Source organism: Bradyrhizobium sp. 23 (genome assembly GCF_023073295.1).
Taxonomy (GTDB): domain Bacteria; phylum Pseudomonadota; class Alphaproteobacteria; order Rhizobiales; family Xanthobacteraceae; genus Bradyrhizobium; species Bradyrhizobium canariense_D.
The window spans coordinates 179,262-196,619 of sequence record NZ_JADPJF010000088.1; the positions used below are offsets into that span (position 1 = coordinate 179,262).

Annotated in this window: 15 protein-coding genes and 1 pseudogene; 12 read left to right on the forward strand and 4 right to left on the reverse strand. The window is 64.9% G+C overall.

The genetic code is table 11. The annotated features are described in order from the left end of the window. Nucleotides 1-321, forward strand: a pseudogene (locus IVB32_RS21810) (phosphoglycerate dehydrogenase); the annotation flags it as partial. A 77-nt stretch (nucleotides 322-398) separates the two neighbouring features. Then, complete coding sequence (locus IVB32_RS21815; RefSeq protein WP_018453062.1) at nucleotides 399-2,060, forward strand: tannase/feruloyl esterase family alpha/beta hydrolase; 1,662 nt, start codon at nucleotides 399-401, stop codon at nucleotides 2,058-2,060. A 21-nt stretch (nucleotides 2,061-2,081) separates the two neighbouring features. Here IVB32_RS21815 and IVB32_RS21820 read toward each other — a convergent pair whose 3' ends face one another. Then, complete coding sequence (locus tag IVB32_RS21820) at nucleotides 2,082-3,800, reverse strand: ATP-dependent Clp protease adaptor ClpS (protein WP_247337563.1); 1,719 nt, start codon at nucleotides 3,798-3,800, stop codon at nucleotides 2,082-2,084. 209 nt (nucleotides 3,801-4,009) lie between these two features. Between IVB32_RS21820 and IVB32_RS21825 the strand changes: the two genes are divergently transcribed. From IVB32_RS21825 to IVB32_RS21850, 6 genes are all read left to right on the forward strand, one after another. After that, the gene (locus IVB32_RS21825; protein ID WP_247369100.1) at nucleotides 4,010-4,477 is read left to right on the forward strand and encodes a MarR family winged helix-turn-helix transcriptional regulator; all 468 of its coding nucleotides are present in this window, start codon (nucleotides 4,010-4,012) and stop codon (nucleotides 4,475-4,477) included. 17 nt (nucleotides 4,478-4,494) lie between these two features. Beyond that, nucleotides 4,495-5,265 carry an enoyl-CoA hydratase gene (locus IVB32_RS21830; protein ID WP_018453065.1) on the forward strand — a complete coding sequence of 257 codons (771 nt, stop codon included), beginning with the start codon at nucleotides 4,495-4,497 and terminating at the stop codon, nucleotides 5,263-5,265. A 133-nt stretch (nucleotides 5,266-5,398) separates the two neighbouring features. Continuing rightward, nucleotides 5,399-7,480, forward strand: coding sequence for a methyl-accepting chemotaxis protein (locus IVB32_RS21835; protein ID WP_247411409.1), 2,082 nt, complete (start codon nucleotides 5,399-5,401; stop codon nucleotides 7,478-7,480). A 124-nt stretch (nucleotides 7,481-7,604) separates the two neighbouring features. Next, nucleotides 7,605-8,546, forward strand: coding sequence for a dihydrodipicolinate synthase family protein (locus IVB32_RS21840; protein ID WP_026232453.1), 942 nt, complete (start codon nucleotides 7,605-7,607; stop codon nucleotides 8,544-8,546). A gap of 259 nt (nucleotides 8,547-8,805) precedes the next feature. Next, the gene (locus tag IVB32_RS21845; RefSeq protein ID WP_247299231.1) at nucleotides 8,806-10,206 is read left to right on the forward strand and encodes a selenium-binding family protein; all 1,401 of its coding nucleotides are present in this window, start codon (nucleotides 8,806-8,808) and stop codon (nucleotides 10,204-10,206) included. A gap of 77 nt (nucleotides 10,207-10,283) precedes the next feature. Continuing rightward, entirely contained in the window at nucleotides 10,284-10,877 is a 594-nt protein-coding gene (locus tag IVB32_RS21850; protein WP_018453069.1) for a hypothetical protein, read from the forward strand. A 3-nt stretch (nucleotides 10,878-10,880) separates the two neighbouring features. Here IVB32_RS21850 and IVB32_RS21855 read toward each other — a convergent pair whose 3' ends face one another. Genes IVB32_RS21855 through IVB32_RS21865 form a run of 3 tightly spaced genes read right to left on the reverse strand, consistent with a single transcriptional unit; the run spans nucleotide 10,881 to nucleotide 13,447 of the window. Continuing rightward, on the reverse strand, nucleotides 10,881-11,579 hold the full coding sequence (locus IVB32_RS21855; RefSeq protein WP_018453070.1) for a DUF1045 domain-containing protein: 699 nt from the start codon (nucleotides 11,577-11,579) through the stop codon (nucleotides 10,881-10,883). Nucleotides 11,580-11,597: 18 nt separating this feature from the next. Further along, nucleotides 11,598-12,791, reverse strand: coding sequence for an alpha-D-ribose 1-methylphosphonate 5-triphosphate diphosphatase (locus tag IVB32_RS21860; RefSeq protein ID WP_018453071.1), 1,194 nt, complete (start codon nucleotides 12,789-12,791; stop codon nucleotides 11,598-11,600). After that, nucleotides 12,788-13,447: an acetyltransferase gene (locus tag IVB32_RS21865; protein ID WP_018453072.1), complete on the reverse strand. Its 660-nt coding sequence runs from the start codon at nucleotides 13,445-13,447 to the stop codon at nucleotides 12,788-12,790. The genes IVB32_RS21860 and IVB32_RS21865 overlap by 4 nt, the downstream gene beginning before the upstream one ends. Nucleotides 13,448-13,630: 183 nt before the next feature. Between IVB32_RS21865 and phnC the strand changes: the two genes are divergently transcribed. The 4 genes from phnC (at nucleotide 13,631) to phnE (IVB32_RS21885) (ending at nucleotide 17,245) form a co-directional block, all read left to right on the forward strand. Next, entirely contained in the window at nucleotides 13,631-14,440 is an 810-nt protein-coding gene (gene phnC / locus IVB32_RS21870; protein ID WP_018453073.1) for a phosphonate ABC transporter ATP-binding protein, read from the forward strand. Nucleotides 14,441-14,503: 63 nt separating this feature from the next. Then, nucleotides 14,504-15,439, forward strand: coding sequence for a phosphonate ABC transporter substrate-binding protein (gene phnD, locus IVB32_RS21875; RefSeq protein ID WP_026232455.1), 936 nt, complete (start codon nucleotides 14,504-14,506; stop codon nucleotides 15,437-15,439). Between the two features lie 76 nt (nucleotides 15,440-15,515). Further along, nucleotides 15,516-16,400, forward strand: coding sequence for a phosphonate ABC transporter, permease protein PhnE (gene phnE / locus IVB32_RS21880; protein ID WP_026232456.1), 885 nt, complete (start codon nucleotides 15,516-15,518; stop codon nucleotides 16,398-16,400). Next, complete coding sequence (phnE, locus tag IVB32_RS21885; protein WP_026232457.1) at nucleotides 16,397-17,245, forward strand: phosphonate ABC transporter, permease protein PhnE; 849 nt, start codon at nucleotides 16,397-16,399, stop codon at nucleotides 17,243-17,245. Before phnE (IVB32_RS21880) ends, phnE (IVB32_RS21885) begins: the two co-directional genes overlap by 4 nt. Nucleotides 17,246-17,358 lie beyond the last annotated feature (113 nt).

The following is a 17,358-nucleotide window of genomic DNA, read 5'->3' on the forward strand; positions in this document are numbered from 1 at the left end:
GTGGCGCGCAAGCTGGTCGACTTTTTCATCACCGGATCGACCACGGGCGCGGTGAATTTTCCGGAAGTGCAGCTGCATCTGCGTCCCTCCGGCGCGCGCTTCAGCCACGTCCATCGCAACGTGCCCGGCATGCTGCGCCGGCTCAACGAGGTCTTCCTCCAGCGCGACATCAACATCGCTGCGCAGTATCTGGAGACCTCCGGCGACCTCGGTTACGTCGTGCTCGATGCCGACCTCGGCGGCCAGGATTCAGGCGCGCTGCTCCAGCAGATCCGCGCCCTCGACGGCACCGTCGGCGCGCGGCTGGTGTTTGAGCACTAGCACTGCATTGACGAGCGGCCGCAGGGCGCCTTGAATGCGGCCTGCTGACATAACGAACAGAAACTCAGGGGGAAACGATGGCGCAAATCCATGTGAAGCTGTGCGCATTGCTGGTGGGCGCAGCGGGCGCGCTGGGCGCGAATTCCGCTTCAGCGGTGACGCTGACTGAGGATGCGGACACTGTCTGCAAGGGCCTCGTCGGCGGCGCTGACGCCGTGAAGGTGGATTCGGCGACGTTGCTGGCGCCGTCGCAACTGGCCGTCGCCGAACGCGGCCCGACGCCGTCGGGGCGCGTCACGCCCGCCAATCCCGGCTTCTGCAAGGTGCTCGGCCACATCGATCCCACCGATCCCAAGGCGCCGCCGATCAAGTTTCAGGTCAATTTGCCCGTCGAATGGAACGGCCGTTCGCTGCAATATGGCGGCGGCGGATTCAATGGCGTGCTGATCACGGGCCTGGCGCTGCCGCCGGCCTATCCCTTCGACAAGCCGTCGCCGCTCGCGCGCGGCTTCGTCACCTACGGCACCGATTCCGGTCACGAGTCCAAGCCGGGCGAGCCGCCGCAGCTGTTCGCGCTCAACGACGAAGCCTTCGAGAATTTCGCCCATCGCGCCTACAAGAAGGTGCGCGATGCCGCCGTCGCGCTGATGCAGCGCGCTTACGGCAAGGCGCCGGAGAAAATGTACTTCATGGGGTCGTCCGAAGGCGGCCGCGAAGGCCTCACCATGGCGCAGCGCTACCCTGATGATTTCGACGGCATCTTTGCTCGCGTGCCCGTCATCAACTGGGTCGGCCTGCAGCATGCCGGCACGCGTTCGGGGCTCGTGACCATGGGTGATGGCTGGATCAATCCGGCGCAGGTGAAGCTAGTCGGCGATGCCGTGCGGGCCGCTTGCGACAAGGCCGACGGCTCCGATGACGCGCTGGTGCAAGATCCCGTTTCCTGCAAGGCGGCCTTCAAGGTGGAGACGCTGCGTTGCGCGAGCGGCAAGACGGGCGATCAGTGCCTCACCGACGCACAGATCAAGGCGATCGAGACCTTGCATGCGACCTACAAATTCCCGTTCGCGCTCGCCAATGGCCTCGACGATTATCCGGGCTGGGGCGTGTCGGGCGAGGACACGCCGGCGGTCGGCCCGACCGGCGGCTGGGTCGCGTGGTGGCTTGGCACGGCGCCTCCCGCGCAGCCGCCCGCGCCCAATAATGGCATCGCCTGGATCTACGGCGCCGGCGGCATCCAATACGTGTTCGCGCGCGATCCCAAGCTCGACGTGACGACGTATAAGCCCGAAGCGCACAAGGCGCGGCTGCTCGAGGTCTCCAGCCTGATGGATTCCACCGACCCCGACCTCAGCCGCTTCCGCGCTCGCGGCGGCCGGCTGATCATGCTCGAACATATGGCGGACTACGCGCAAAGCCCCTATGCCGGCATCCGCTATTTCGAGAACGTCGAACGCAAGGTCGGCAAAGCCGAGACGGCCGAGTTCGCGCGGCTCTACACCGCGCCAGGGGTCGACCATGTCGGCTCCGGCGCGCCGGCCAATGTCGACATGCTGAGCGTGCTGGTCGACTGGGTCGAAAAGGGCAGGGCGCCCGGCGATCTGGAAGTTACCGAGCAGAAGGTCGAGGCGCCGTCGTTTGCGACGCTTCGCGCGCTGCCGCTGTGCCGCTGGCCGGCCTGGCCGCACTACAAGAGCGGCCCAGTGACGGAGGCGTCGAGCTTCATGTGCGCGCCGTAGCAGGCGCGCCACTTCGGAGCGTCACCCGGTGGCCATTGCCTGCGCGCCGCCGAGCAGCTGCGCGTTAAGCCGGCCGCCGGAGAACAGCATGTCGTCAAGCGCCTCGTCGATATCGGCCGAGATCACGGTGTTGCCGCCGTCCCGCGCGATGCTTCCTTGCGCCAGCCGCCGCATCAGCTCCTTGATGAAGGCGCAACTCGTGCCCTCGCTGCGTCGGGCAGCCTCCGCGATCACGGCCCCCTCGAGCGGCAATCCCCTGCCGTAGAGCCGGACCAGCTTGCCGCGGCCGGTCTCGTCTGGCAGCGGCACTTCGATGGCTTGATCGATGCGGCCGGGGCGACCCGCGAGAGCTCCCTCGAGGTCCTCCGGCCGGTTGGTGGTCAGGACGAACAGGATGTCGGCGTCTTCCTTCAGCCCGTCCATCTCGTTGAGCAGCTTGTTCAGCATGGATTCCTCACACGGCCCCATGTCATCGCGGTCGCGGGCGATGAGATCGACATCCTCGATCACCACCATCGACGGCTGGAGCAACCGTGCCAGGCTCATATAGGCGCCGAGCAGACCGATCTGCTCGGCCGTGATGATCAGCGTCGTATGCCCGGGCAAATGCGTTGCGAGATAACGGATCGTGTGGGTCTTGCCAGTGCCCGGCGGCCCGTACAGCAAGATGCCTTTGCGTGTCGATTGACCCAGCCGGCGCAATTGGTCTCGGGTGTTGACGAAGGTCAGAACGTTGCGATCGAGCAGCCGCAGGGTCTGCTCCGGCAGGATCACCTCGTCGCGCGCGACCTGCGGCAAGCGATGCACCGTGATGCCGCGCGAGCGACCGCGATAGTCGGAATCGGCATCGAGCGACAGGATCTTGCCGCGATAGGTCCGCGCAGCCTGTACGGCTTCTTCCAATTCACTGAAGCATTGCTGGACGAGAGCCGCGCCTGCGGAACCTGAGGGTACCAGGATTTCGATCCGAATTCCGGGCTCGCGACTGTATTCGCGGTGTGCGCAGAGCAAAACCGCATAGCGGAGATGATCCTGCTCACACAGCCACAGCCCGTTATCCAGACACTTGACCGGGCTCTTCTCGCCTACGTCGACGTCGGAATATTGCAGCGGGGCAATCGCGATCGCATAGCGGCCCTCCTTGAGCAGTCGTGGAATCGACAGCGTTTCGTAGCGCTGCTCCTCGTTCAGTCCCACCAGCCGGATGGCCTTGCCGAAGAGCCGGTCGACGGCGGCCTGGAGATCGACCCGCATGTGGCCGGGAAATTGGCGGATCGTGGTCACGAGTTTGCTGCGCGCAGTGCTGGCAAGGTGCCAATCGAGAATGTCGCATGCAAAGTCGAAATTCTCCTCTCGCTCGTTCGAGGGCTCATCCGCCGCACGCATGCATTCGCTGCACAGCCAGACCGTGCGGCTGCCGATACGAACGTCGGTCTGTCCCTCAGGCTTGCCACAGAGTTCGCAAGGACTCTTGACCGCCTCTAGCGTGACCTGCAGTTGGTGGCCGGCCAATTCGATGGATTGTTGCGCAGATTTGAAAAGGGCTTCGGCAACCGATTGCGGGTAAGGTCCGCAAACCGCTTTTTCCTTCTGCTCGATCTGGGTGATCAGCGCGGTCGCTTCACGGTCTGATTTGCCGAAAACCTGCCGAAGCAGATCCATCACGAATTGGTCCGGCGTATCATCGTCATTATGAATTATGAGCTGGGTCGGCTGGTTCTCGCCACGCATACTGTTCATCACGAAAGGCCTCCGGGACAATCTATGATTGAATAGAACGAATAGAGAACATAAAGGGAAGCGGCCGTCAAGCGTGACGGCGGCGGCTAATTGCGATTGGTGGGTGAGGTCCTGGTGCGCCGGGGCGGCCCTGTTCCTCGACGACTGCCGCGGCACATGTCCAGCTGCCGTCCTTTGACAATCTGATCCGCCTCGATTATCTATTTCGCATGCGAAATAAAGACGAGGGCGCGAGACACCATCGGTTGATCTACCTGTTGAGCGTGGCGCAGCGGCGCGTGCAGCGCTGGATGGCGGCGCAGCCTTCGAGCGAGGTCACGCCGGCGCAAGCGGGGCTGCTGTTCATCCTCGGCAAGCAGAACGGCGTCCTGATGGGTGAGGTGGGCGCGGCGCTCGACATGGGGCCGGCCGGCATCTCGGGGCTGGTCGACCGTACGGCGGCGGCTAAACTGGTCGAGCGGCGCGCGGATCACGAGGATGGTCGCGCCTGGCGCGTCTGGCTGACGCCGAAGGGGCGGACGGCACTGGCGCAGGCGAAGGCCAGCGCGGCACGGGTCAACGCGGCGTTGACGGACGGATTCACCAGTTCGGAGATCGATATCGTCGCGCGCTGGCTGACCAGCATTCAGGACAAGTTTCCAAGACAGCTTTCAACAGAGCTTTCTAGAGATCCATAGGAATAGAGGAGAGACCCATGACCGAGCACGTCCGGATCCGGAACGACGGCGGAATTCTCACGCTCACGCTGGCACGCCCCGACAAGAAGAATGCGCTGACGGATGCGATGTACGGCAAGCTCGCCGATGCCATCGAATCAGCCGAGCACGATCCGTCGGTCCGCGTGATCCTGATCCGCGGCGAAGGCGACATGTTTACCGCCGGCAACGATGTCGGCGAGTTCGCGGCGGTCGCGGCGGGCAAGTCGGAAGGAAGCCGCAACGTCGTGCGCTTCATCCAGTCGCTGGCGCGCTGCTCCCGGCCCTTGGTGGCCGCGGTGCAGGGCCGCGCCGTCGGCGTCGGCACCACGATGCTGCTGCATTGCGACCTCGTCGTGCTTGCCGCCAACGCGCAATTGTCGACGCCCTTCGTCAGCCTCGCACTGGTGCCGGAAGCAGCTTCCAGCCTGCTGATGCCGGCGCGCATCGGCTATGCGCGGGCCTACGAGATGTTCGCGCTGGGCGAGACGGTGCCGGCCAAATCCGCGCTGGAATGGGGGCTCGCCAACCGCGTCGTGCCGCTCGACAAGCTCGATGCCGAGGCGCTCGCGCTGGCGCAGCGTCTTGCCCGTCAGCCGGCCGGCGCACTCACCGCCACCAAGAAGCTGATGCGCAACGGCGAGACGCTGGTCGCGCAGATGAATGCCGAAGGCGAGCAGTTCGGGCTGCGCCTGCGCACCGCTGAGGCGCGCGAGGCCTTCACGGCGTTCGCGGAACGCCGCCCGCCGGATTTCACCAAGGTTGCGTGATATCCGGGACTGCGCTGAGGCTCGTCGGGCCGGAAACTCACGCCCATTCGATTAAAACCTTAACGGAACATTGGCATGTCGCGGGCAAGGTGGCGCTCGAAAGAATAGGCCCCCGACCCAGGCCCCCGACACCATGGCAATGTTTAAGAAATCGGTAAGTTCGCTCCTTCTGACCTTGATGGCCCTGCTGGCTGCGGGTGCGCTGGCCTCCACGGCGATCCAGATGGTTGGGGCGTTCGGCCGCTATAGCGACAGCCTCGAGACCGCGCGGCTTGCCGCGGCCGACAAGGCGATCTTCCATGGCGTGCTGGCGCTGCGCAACAATCGCGGCGATGCCCAGAGCGCGATCCTCGGCGAGGATGATCCGCGAGCAAAACTCGAGGCGGCGGAGAAGGCCGAGCAGGGCGGCTATGACGCCATCGGCGCCGCGCTCGCCACCGTCGATTTCGCCCGCCGCGACGAACTCGCTGGCACATTGAAGCAGGGCTGGAGCGCCGCCGCGCCGCAGTTCCAGCTGTTCTACGACGAGGCCAAGCGCCCGCGCGCGGAGCGCAAGATCGAGCGCACCAACTCCTGGTATGATGGCGTCACCAAGGTGATCGAAACGGCCAACCTCGCTTCCACCGCGGTGTCGAACCGCGCCTGGATGGACGACCCCTTCATCGCCCGCATGATCCAGGTCCGGCGCTTCGCCTGGCAGGTGCGCGATCGTTATGGTATCCATTGTTCGTCCCTTCGCTCCAACGTCAACGCCAGCAAGCCGCTCGACGACGCTCAGAAGCGGTCAGTGGCGCAATGGGATGGCACGATCGCCTCCGGTTGGGCGGGCATGGCCGAGTTGCTGGCCGCGCCCGGCGTGGCGGCGGAGCTGGTGATGGCAGCGGCGGACGCGAAGGCCAAGACCGACGGTGCCCTCAAGCAGATCGGCGACCTCACCAAGAATTTCGACGGCAGCGGTAAGCCCGCGATGCCCGCCGCGGAATGGAATACGCTGTGTCAGTCACCCTTTGCGTCCATCGTCGCGGTGGCGAACAAGGCGCTCGACCAGTCGATCGTCCGGGCGGAAACGGTGCAGGCCAAGGCGCTCACCAATCTCGTCGTGCAGTCGCTCGCGTTCCTGCTCGCGCTGGCCGTGACCCTGACCGGCGTGTACGTGGTGCGCAATCGCCTGATGCGCCCGGTGCGCGCCATCCTGGACGCGATCGCCAAGATCAGCGCCCGCGACTACGCGACGCCCGTCCCGCAATCCAGGTATCCCGACGAGTTTGGCACCATGGCGGCCGCACTCGAAAGCCTGCGCGAGAGCGCGGCGACCGCGGAACGCCTGGGCCAGGAGCGCGAATCGCAGCAGGCGCTCCAGCTCGCCCGCTCCGGCACCGTCGATGCGGCCTGCCGCAGTTTCGACGACACCGTGCAAGCCGTCATTCACAGCGTTGCGGCGTCGACCAAGGAGCTCGATGCCACCGCGACTGACGTCCGCTCACTGGTTTCGGAATCGAGCAGCCAGACCGCGGCGGTCTCCTCCTCCGCCGAGCAGGCCACCAACAATCTCGAGACCATCGCAGCGGCGACCGAAGAACTCTCGGCGTCCGTCGGCGAGATCTCCGCGCAGGTGCAGGCCAGCGCCCGCGAGGCCCGCGAAGCCGTGTCGCAGGCAGCGCAGACCAATGCGACGGTCGAAATCCTCGATCAGACCGCTGGCCGCATCGGCGAGGTCGTGAAGATGATCAACGCCATCGCAGGGCAGACCAATCTCCTGGCGTTGAACGCCACCATCGAAGCCGCGCGCGCGGGCGAGGCCGGCCGCGGCTTCGCCGTGGTCGCCGGCGAGGTCAAGAGCCTCGCTTCGCAGACGGCGACGGCGACGGAAGAAATCTCCCGCCAGGTCGCGGAGATCCAGGGCGCGACGGGCCAGGCGGTCGCGGCCATCCGCGCGATCGGCGGCGCGATCAGCGGCATCGACGAAAAGATGACGGCGATCGCGGCAGCGGTCGAACAGCAGCGTGCGGCCACCACCGAGATCTCCCGCAACTTCCAGCAGGCCGCGCAGGGAACCCGCGAGGTCACCGACACCATCGGCAGCGTCGCCAGGCTGAACCAGGAGACCGGCAATGCCGGTTCGGTCCTGTCGGTGTCCGTGACGAAAATGTCCGCCGACGCCGATCGTCTCCGCGTCGCGGTCGAGGGCTTTTTGGGCGCGGTGAGGACCGCATAGCTTCGACAATCTTCCGTCCTTACGTCGCGCGATCGGCATTGCCGCCGATGCGCGCGGCGGGTACATCTGTGGCGCTGTGCGAGCGTCGCGGCAGATGTAAGAGATATCAGGGATGGAGAGTTCGATGCCGGTCACGCCCCACCACAAGGCCCAGCGCCCCTATCGCGGCGTGTTCCCGGTCGCACCCACCATCTTCGACGAGCGCGGCGAACTCGACCTTGAGGGACAGCGTCGCTGCATCGATTTCATGATCGACGCAGGCTCGAACGGTCTGTGCATTCTCGCCAATTTCTCCGAGCAGTTCGTGCTCACGGATGCCGAGCGTGAGACCGTGATGCATGCGGTGCTGGAGCATGTCGCGGGCCGCGTTCCCGTGATCGTCACCACCACGCATTTCAGCTCGGCCGTCTGCGCCGCGCGCAGCCGGCAGGCCGAGGCGGCCGGTGCCGCCATGGTCATGGTGATGCCGCCCTATCACGGCGCCACCTTCCGCGTGCCCGAAAAAGGCGTCGTCGAATTCTTCAAGGTGCTGTCGGGCGCGATCAAGATTCCGATCATGATCCAGGATGCGCCTGTCGCCGGCACCCCCCTGTCGGTTGAGCTACTCGCGCGGCTGGCGCGCGATTTCGCCAACATCCGTTATTTCAAGATCGAGGTGCCGGGCGCGGCTGCAAAGCTGCGCAGCCTGATCGACGCCGGCGGCAGCGATATCGAGGGTCCCTGGGACGGCGAGGAAGCGATCACGCTGCTCGCCGATCTCGATGCCGGCGCCACCGGCGCGATGACCGGCGGCGGCTATCCCGACGGCATCCGCCAGATCGTCGATCCCTATTTCGCCGGCAAGCGTGAAGAGGCCAAAGCCGCCTACGAACGCTGGCTGCCGCTGATCAACTACGAAAACCGCCAATGCGGCCTGATCGCCTGCAAGGCGATGATGCAGGCCGGCGGCGTGATCAAGTCGGACACGGTGCGGCATCCGCTCCAGCCGTTGCACCCGGCGACGCGGGCCGGGCTGCTGGAGTTGGCCAAGGAGCGCGATGCGCTGGCGTTGAGGTGGGGGAAGTAGCGCAACGCTGTCGTCCCGGCGAAGGCCGGGACGACGCTGAGTGTGAGGTGCGCACCCCTGGCCTGATCCCGCCAGCTTCCATCTGGCTGAAGGCGTCGAATTAACGCGGTTCGGGCGGTTTCCCGCAGCCCGGCGATGACATATTGTACGCTCGCCAACCTGGCCCGCGGAGCAACTCAAGACATCGCGCAACAGCTCTTCATTATGCCGCTATTCCGAACCAGGTTGGTGCGAACCAACGAAACAGGGAGGCAGTGCCATGACGATGAGGCCGGATCCCACCTTTCACGCATCGCCCAAGCTTGCGATGGAAGCTCCTGCGGAGAACTTTGCCTACACGTTGCTGCTCAGTCCGGATTTCTCGAAACCGGATGCTCTCGCGGTGATCGACGCCAAGCCGGGATCGCCGACCTACAGCCAGATCGTCCACACCGTGACGATGCCCAACAAGGGCGATGAGTTTCATCACTTCGGCTGGAATGCCTGCTCCTCCGCCTTGTCGCCGCTCACTGGGCATGCCTTCATCGAGCGGCGCTATCTCATCATCCCCGGGCTGCGCTCGTCGCGGATTTACATCATCGATACCAAGCCCGATCCGACCAAAGCCAAAATCCACAAGATCATCGAGCCCGAGGAAGTCTTCAAAAAGACCGGCTATTCGCGGCCGCACACCATCCATTGCGGGCCGGACGGCGTCTATGTGAGCACGCTCGGCGGCGGCGGCAAGGACGGCACCAACGGGCCTCCAGGCGTCTTCATCATGGATTGCGAGACGTTCGAGGTCCTTGGACGATGGGAGATCGACCGCGGTCCGCAGACGCTGCACTATGATTTCTGGTGGAACCTGCCGCGCGACTACGTGGTGACGAGCGAATGGGCATTGCCGCCGCAGTTCGAGAACGGGATCGTCCCGGAAGATCTGCTGGCGAACAAATATGGCCATCGTCTCCACTTCTGGGATCTCCGCGCCCGTCGCAACGTGCAGACCATCGACCTCGGCGCCAATCATCAGATGGCGCTGGAGGTACGGCCGGCGCACGATCCGGTTCGCGAATACGGCTTTGTAGGCGTTGTGGTCGACACCACGAATCTCGAAGCCTCGATCTGGACCTGGTGGCGCGAAGGCGGAAAATTCCATGCGGAGAAGACGGCGACGATCCCGCCCGAGCCTGCGCCAAAGGAGAAGCTCCCGCCGCTGCTTCAGGGCTTTGGCGCCGTGCCGCCGCTGGTGACCGACATCGACCTGTCGATGGATGATCGTTTTCTCTATGTCTCGTGCTGGGGCACGGGTGAAATGCGCCAGTACGACGTGAGTGATCCGCGAAAGCCGAAGCTTGCGGGCTCGGTTCACATCGGCGGCATCGCGCGCCGCACCCCCCATCCGAACGGCAAGGCATTTGCGGCCGGTCCGCAGATGGTCGAGATCAGCCGGGACGGCAGGCGGGTGTACTGGACCAATTCGCTCTATTCCACCTGGGATGACCAGTTCTATCCCGATGGCGTTCCGGGTTTGGAAGTCATGGCCAATGTCGGTCGCAATGGTGGCTTCGAGCTCGACAAGAACTACTTCGTGAGCTTCCCCGACGGATATCGTGCGCACCAGATCAGGCTGGAGGGCGGCGATTGTTCGACGGACTCCTTTTGCTACCCGTCGGCCTAGATTGGGCACACGCGAGCCTCGGCTGGCTGTGGCTCGCTCTTGTTGCGAGCGGTCTCTATCACGGGGTCAATCCGGGAATGGGCTGGCCGCTCGCCGTTTCGGCCGGGCTCATGGACAAGAGCCCGCGCGCGCTCTTTCGTGCGTTGTGGGCTCTGGCCGCCGGACATCTCCTGGCAACGCTTCTCGTGCTGCTGCCATTCGCGTTCCTGCTCGTGCTGGCCGAGTGGCAGCGTTCGATCCAGCTCGGCGCGAGCCTTTTCGTCATCGGCTTCGGCGTCTATCGGCTGGTCGAGCGGCGCCATCCGCGCGCGCTGGCACGAATTCCGCCGACGCAATTGGCGCTCTGGTCATTTGCCGTTGCCATTGCTCACGGCGCCGCCTTGATGCTCGTGCCGATCTATCTCGGGCTCTGCCAGGCCTTCGAACTCGATGCCGGCCATGAGGCCGCCGGCGCGCTGATGAAGGCGAGTCTCGGGATGGCGGTTCTGGTGTCTTTGGTGCACGTCGCTGCCATGGTCAGCGCCGGCGGATGTCTGGCGTGGCTGGTCTACCGCCATCTGGGATTGAGGTTCGTCTCGCGAAGCTGGTTCAATCTGGATGTAATCTGGGCCACCAGCCTCATTCTGGTTGGCGTTGTGGCCTTCGGCTTCAATCTCGCGAGCTGGCACTGACACTTACTGGGTCAAAGCCCACTCGCCGATGATGCGGAAGCGAGCCTTGGCGTGGTCCTGTTTGAACAGCGCGACGCGATCGATCGCAAGCGTCTTGAGGCCGAGCGCAGCAAACCTTCCCTGCAGCATTTCCAGAATCGGCCCGCGCCGCTCCACGTCGAGCCGGCCCGTCAACGTCATGTGGAAACGGAATTCCTCCATCACGTAAGGATAGCCCCAGCGGTCGAGATAGTGGCGCTGCCGTTCGCTCAGCTTCTCCGGCTTGCGCCGCGCACGGTCTTCCGCGCTCAGCGGCGCGCGGAAGGAGTCGAAGTCGCGCGCGCAATCGGCGGCGAGCTGCTGGAGTTCGCCGACCGGCTCCCCGGGAATGACGGCGATGAAGCCGCTGATGGAATCGACGACCGGGCGGATCACCGGAATTGCGCGTGCCCTGCCGGCGAATGTCGCGCAGGCCGCAACAAGCTCGACCTCGCGCCTGTCGGACGCCAGCGCCATCGGCGCCTTCAGCGTGGCGTGAAAGCCGTATTTGCGGGGATCGGCGGTGACATCACGCCAGTCCGGCGCGAGACGCGATGCGTCGGCGGGAAACGGCAGCTCGTTGCCGGTATAGGCATCGTAGCCGAGCAACTCCGCGCCGAAGCGGGTGAGCGCGCTGTCGCTGCCTGCGGCAAAATAGATCGCGTAGCGGGGGAAACTCGTCATCGTCCGAGCATAGCGGGTTTATGCCGCGGCGACAGCTTGGCGCGGGGTAGCTGGCATGCCAAGCAACCGCGTCGCCTCGGTGAGATGCACGAGCTTGCCGCCTGATATCACGGCGATCAGCCGCGGCCGCAGCGGCATGCTGTCGTCGACCAGCAGAATGTCCGCGCGCCGGCCTTCCGCGAGCACGCCGCGATCTGCAAGACCGGTCGCGCGCGCGGGCGCGGCGGAGACCAGATTCCAGGCCTCGGTCAGCGGCAGCACGCCATCGGCGGCGAGCCGGAACGCAGCGAGCAGCTGCGCGGGATAGTAGTAGTCCGAGGCCAGAACCGAGCAGAGCCCTTTGGCGATCATGTCGGATGCCCTGGTCCAGCCCGTGTGGCTGCCTCCGCGCACGACGTTCGGCGCGCCGTAGACGATGGCGTCACCGTGGCTTGCTGCCGCCCGCGCTGTCTCCTCGTTGATCGGAAACTCCGCAATCGCCACGCCCATGGCGCGAAAGCCTTCGCGCATCGCCGGCGTCGCATCATCGTGCGAGAGCATCCGCACGTCGGCGGCGCGGGCCGTCGCGGCCAGCCGTGACACGGAAGCCGGCACATCCGCGGCGCGGGACATTATGTGTCCGACCAGCCGGTCGAATTCCTCGCTCGACAGGCCGGTGCGCTCCACCATGCGATTGCGCTTGCGCGGCTTGGCCATGTCCCCAACCGTGCCGTCCATGTGGTCGTTGAAGGCGAACAGGTCGACGCGGCCCTCAGTGAGCCATTGGCTGATCTCGGTTTCGGCGTCGAGATTGTAGGTCTCGTGGCGCAGGTGAAAGCGGGTGTCGGCGGCGAATTGCGGGCGCTGCCGTTCGATCGCCTCCATCAGGCTGCGCGCATTGCCGGCGCTGCGCAGGCCCGGCTCCCACGAACAGGTCGTGGCGTGAAAAACCGTGGTGATGCCGTTGCTGATCGCCTGGCGGTCGCTGTCGGCGAGCGCGACGTCGATCGGGAAATCGACCCCGGCGCGCGGCATCATCTGTCGCTCGAAGGCATCGCCATGCAGATCGACGATGCCCGGCAGGACCAGCAGATCGCGCGCCTTGATCGCCAGCCGCGCCCGGCTGCGCGAGGCATTGATCTCTGCGATGTCCGTTCCGGACACGAGAAGCGACGTTTCGGCGAACTCGGAGCCGATCAGGGCCCGCCCGCCCTCGAGGAATATGTCTGTCACGCGACCGCGCTTCGTTTGCTGGCAGAAGAGGGTGCCCCTGCTTCGTATGCCGTGAGGAAATCCTCAATCCCGAGCTTGCGGAAATTGGGCAGGGCTTCACGCAACTTGTCGTGATCCCAGTCCCACCAAGCGAGCCTCGCAAGCCGCCCCGCAACCTCTTCCGAGAACCGCCGGCGCACGATGCGCGCCGGATTGCCGGCGACGATGGTGTAGGCCGGAACGTCCTTGGTGACGATGGCGCCGGCCGCGATCACCGCGCCGGTGCCGATGTTGCGGCCCGGCAGAACGATCGCGCCATGGCCGATCCAGACGTCATGGCCGATATGGACGTGATGCTGGCGCCGCCAGTCGAAGAATTCCGTGTCGTCGCTCTCGCCTTCGAAATAGGCGCTCGAACGATAGGTGAAGTGCGCCTGCGTGGCGCGTTGCATCGGGTGATTGCCCGGATTGATCCGTGTCATCGCCGCGATCGAGCAGAATTTTCCGATGGTGGTGTAGGTGATCTGGGCGTCGTTCACGACATAGGAGTAATCCCCCATCGTCACCTCGTGCAGCATCGTGCGCGCGCCGACCTCGGTGTAGGCCCCAAGCCTGGCGTCGTGCAGCTTCGCGGAGGGATCGACAGTCGGCTGGACCGAAAGAGCTTTGGCGGCCATGTTGAATCCGAACGAGAGGGCGGGCGTTTCTCTTCGAGCGGCTTGATGACAATGTCATGACGACGCCATGACAGGGGATGAACAGGAGATGAGGTGTGTAGGATCGCCGCACCGCAACGTCCGTGTCACACAAGTGTCAAGCGCCGGCGTTAGCGGTGGGTCCCAGCTACTCTGGAGCCCTGCATGCTGGTGGTTGAAGGTCTGACGTGTCGCTTCGGCGTGAAAGCCGCGGTGGACGACGCCTCGTTTCAAGTCTCTCCCGGCGGCTTCGTCGGCGTGATCGGACGCTCCGGCGCCGGCAAGTCGACCCTGCTGCGCACCATCAACCGTCTCGCGACCCCTGCACAGGGCCGCATCCTGTTCGACGGCCTCGACGTCACGGCGCTGCGCGGCAAGGAGCTGCGGCAGTGGCGGGCGCGCTCGGCGATGATCTTTCAGCAGTTCAATCTGGTGGGCCGGCTCGATGTGCTCACCAACGTCCTGATGGGACGGCTTGCGACGATGCCGGCCTGGCGCTCGCTGTCGCAGACCTGGCCCGAGCAGGACAGGGCGCTGGCGATGTCCGCGCTCGAACAGTTCGACATTGCCCCGCTCGCGGCCCAGCGCGCCGATCAGCTCTCCGGCGGCCAGCAGCAGCGCGTCGCGATTGCCCGCGCGCTGGTGCAGCAGCCCGACATCATCCTCGCCGACGAGCCGATCGCCTCGCTCGATCCGCGCAACACCAAGATCGTCATGGATGCGCTGCTGCGCATCAACAAGCACTTCGGCATCACGGTGCTCTGCAATCTGCATTCGCTCGACCTGGCGCGCAGCTATTGCGACCGCCTGATTGGCATGGCGCAGGGCCGCGTGGTGTTCGACGGCGCGCCGGCCGAGCTGACCGACCACGTGGCGCGCGAGCTCTACGATCTCGAAGCCGCCGAAGTCATGGGCGGCACGCCTGCACCGGTGCGACAGGGCATTCCGGCGCTTGGAACGGCGGCCGCCGCCTGAGCTGCGCCGCATCAGGACTTACCAATTTTGCGTCAACCGACCTCAACCAATGAAGAGGCTATCATGATTACTCGCAGATTGATTCTCGCCGGCGCCGCCGCGCTCGCGTTGACGACTTCGGCCTCCGCCGAAGACTGGAAAGCCAAATATCCCGAGCTGACCTTCGCGGTCATTCCGGCGGAAAACGCCTCGGGCGTGACCGAGCGCTGGGCGCCGTTCATGAGCTATCTCTCCAGGGAATTGGGCGTGAAAGTCACGCTGCGCATCGCCAACGACTACGCTGCCGTAATCGAAGGCCAGCGTGCCGGCAACATTCACATCGCGAGCTACGGCTCGGCCTCGTTCGCCCGCGCCCGCCTGACCGGCGTCAAGACCGACGCCTTCGCCAACGACATCAACTCCGACGGCTCCACCGGTTATTACTCGGTGTTCTTCGTCAAGGCGAGCAGCGCCTACAAGAGCATCGACCAGCTCAAGGGCAAGAACCTCGGCCTGGTCGACCCGAACTCGACCTCCGGCAACAACGTGCCGCGCTTCGAGCTCGACAAGATGGGCATCGCGGACGCCGACACCTATTTCAGCAAGGTCGTCTTCACCGGAAGCCACGAGAACGCGATCCTGGCGCTGGCGCAGGGCACGGTCGACGTCGCGGCCAACCAGTGGACCAGCGACAACGACTCGACATTAGCGCAGATGCTGACCAAGGGCATGCTGAAGAATGCCGATGGCTCGGCGATGAAGAAGGATGATTTCCGCATCATCCACAAGTCGGCGCCGATCATCAACGGCCCCTATGCCTACAATTCTGACCTGCCGGAAGAGGCCAAGGCCGCCATCGCCAAGGCGTTCTTCGACGCGCCGGCCAAGGACAAGGCTGCGTTCCATCGCCTCCAGGACGGCCAGAAGAAGGGTTTTCATCCCGCGACCACCAAGGATTGGGATGGCACGATCGAGCTGATCAAGTTCGTCGATGCGCTGCGTAAGAAGAAGGCGTCCTGAGTTTCGGGACGATGCCACTGGAGCCGGGTCGATGGACCCGGCTCTTTCTCTTTGATTGACCATTTTCCTGGCCAAGATGACCGTCGCGGTTTCGATCCTCCCCGAGCAACAGCTCGCCGTGCTCAACGCCGCCTATCGCCAGGCGGTGGCGCGCAAGCGGCTCCGAATCCTGTCTGGAGCCGTGATCTTCGCCGCAGCACTGTGTCTGGCCGCGATCGGCGCTGAAGTGAATCTGCGCACGCTGTTCGCCCACTTTGGCAACTTCATCAGCTATTTCGACCGCATCCTCACACTCGACACCGGCCAGCGGGTCTGGACCGATGTCGGCGAGTGGCTGTGGGGCTGGCGCAAATGGCTGAGGATGCTGGGCGAGACTTTGCTGATCTCCTATGTCGGCACGCTGATCGGCGCGACTTTTGCGTTTTGCCTGAACTTCTTTGCGGCTGAAAACACCTCGCCCGCGCCGTGGTTGCGCTTCGTCGTGCGGCGCCTGCTCGAATTCGCCCGCACGGTCCCCGGCATCGTGTTTGCCCTGATCTTCGTGATCGCCTTCGGGCTGGGGCCGATGGCGGGCGTGCTGGCGATCGCGATTCACTCCACCGGCGCGCTTGGAAAGCTGTTCTCGGAGATCGTCGAGAACGCCGACATGAAACCGGTCGAAGGCGTCCGCTCGACCGGCGCGAGCTGGCTGTCCTGCATGCGCTTCGCCATCCTGCCGCAGGTCACGGCGGGCTATGCCAGCTACGCGCTGCTGCGTTTCGAGATCAACGTCCGCGAGGCCTCCGTGATGGGCTTCGTCGGTGCCGGCGGCATCGGCCAGGAGCTCGTCGTCGCCATCCGCAAGTTCTACTACTCGGACGTCAGCGCCATCCTGCTCACCATCATCGTCACGGTTTTCATTATCGACATCAGCACCGGCTGGCTGCGCGGCCGCCTGTTCGGCAAGGAGGCGCGGACGTGACGGGGCCGCAGGACATTGACACATCAGCGCTTCGCGCGCGCTACCCTGATGTGTTCGACCGGCCGGCTTCGGCGCGGCTCCCGATGCCGGCGATGATCGTCGCGGCGCTCGCGGTTCTGATTTATGGCCTCATCGATCTCGACTTCTCGCCGTCGCGGTTGTTCGCGGGGCTCAGCCAGCTCGGTTGGATCAGCCTGATGATGATCCCGCCGGATCCCGGCTCGTCGCTGCCGGTCTATCTGAAGGCGCTGGGCGAGACGCTGTCGATTGCGCTGCTCGGCACGACGCTGGCCGCGGTCTTCGCGCTGCCGGTCAGTCTTCTTGCCGCGCGCAATGTGGTGCCGTCGAGGATTTTGCGGTTTCCGGTGCGGCGCTTCCTGGATTCAATCCGCGGAGTCGACACGCTGATCTGGGCGCTGGTGTGGATCAACGTGGTCGGGCTCGGCCCGTTTGCCGGCGTGCTCGCTATTGCCGTGTCGGATTTCGGCGCGTTTGGAAAACTGTTCTCGGAGGCGATCGAGGGCGCCGACCAGAAGCAGGTCGAGGGCATCCGCGCCTCCGGCGGTAGCGCGCTGCACGAGATTCGCTTCGGCCTGCTGCCGCAGGTCCTGCCCGTGATTGCCGGGCAGGTGCTCTATTTCATCGAGTCGAATACGCGCTCGGCCACCATCATCGGCATCGTCGGCGCCGGCGGCATCGGCCTCCAGCTCGCCGAGCAGATCCGCGTGCTGGAATGGCAGAAGGTGTCGTTCCTGATCCTGATGATCCTGGTCGCAGTCGCCGCGATCGATTTCGTTTCGGGCAAATTGCGTTTTGCGATTATCGGGCGGCGGGCGGTGGCGTAACCTTCTTCCTTCTCCCCTTGTGGGAGAAGGTGGCGCGAAGCGCCGGATGAGGGGTCTGCATCCTCAATTCAGATCAGTGCGCGGAGGCAACCCCTCACCCGTCTCGCCGCTAG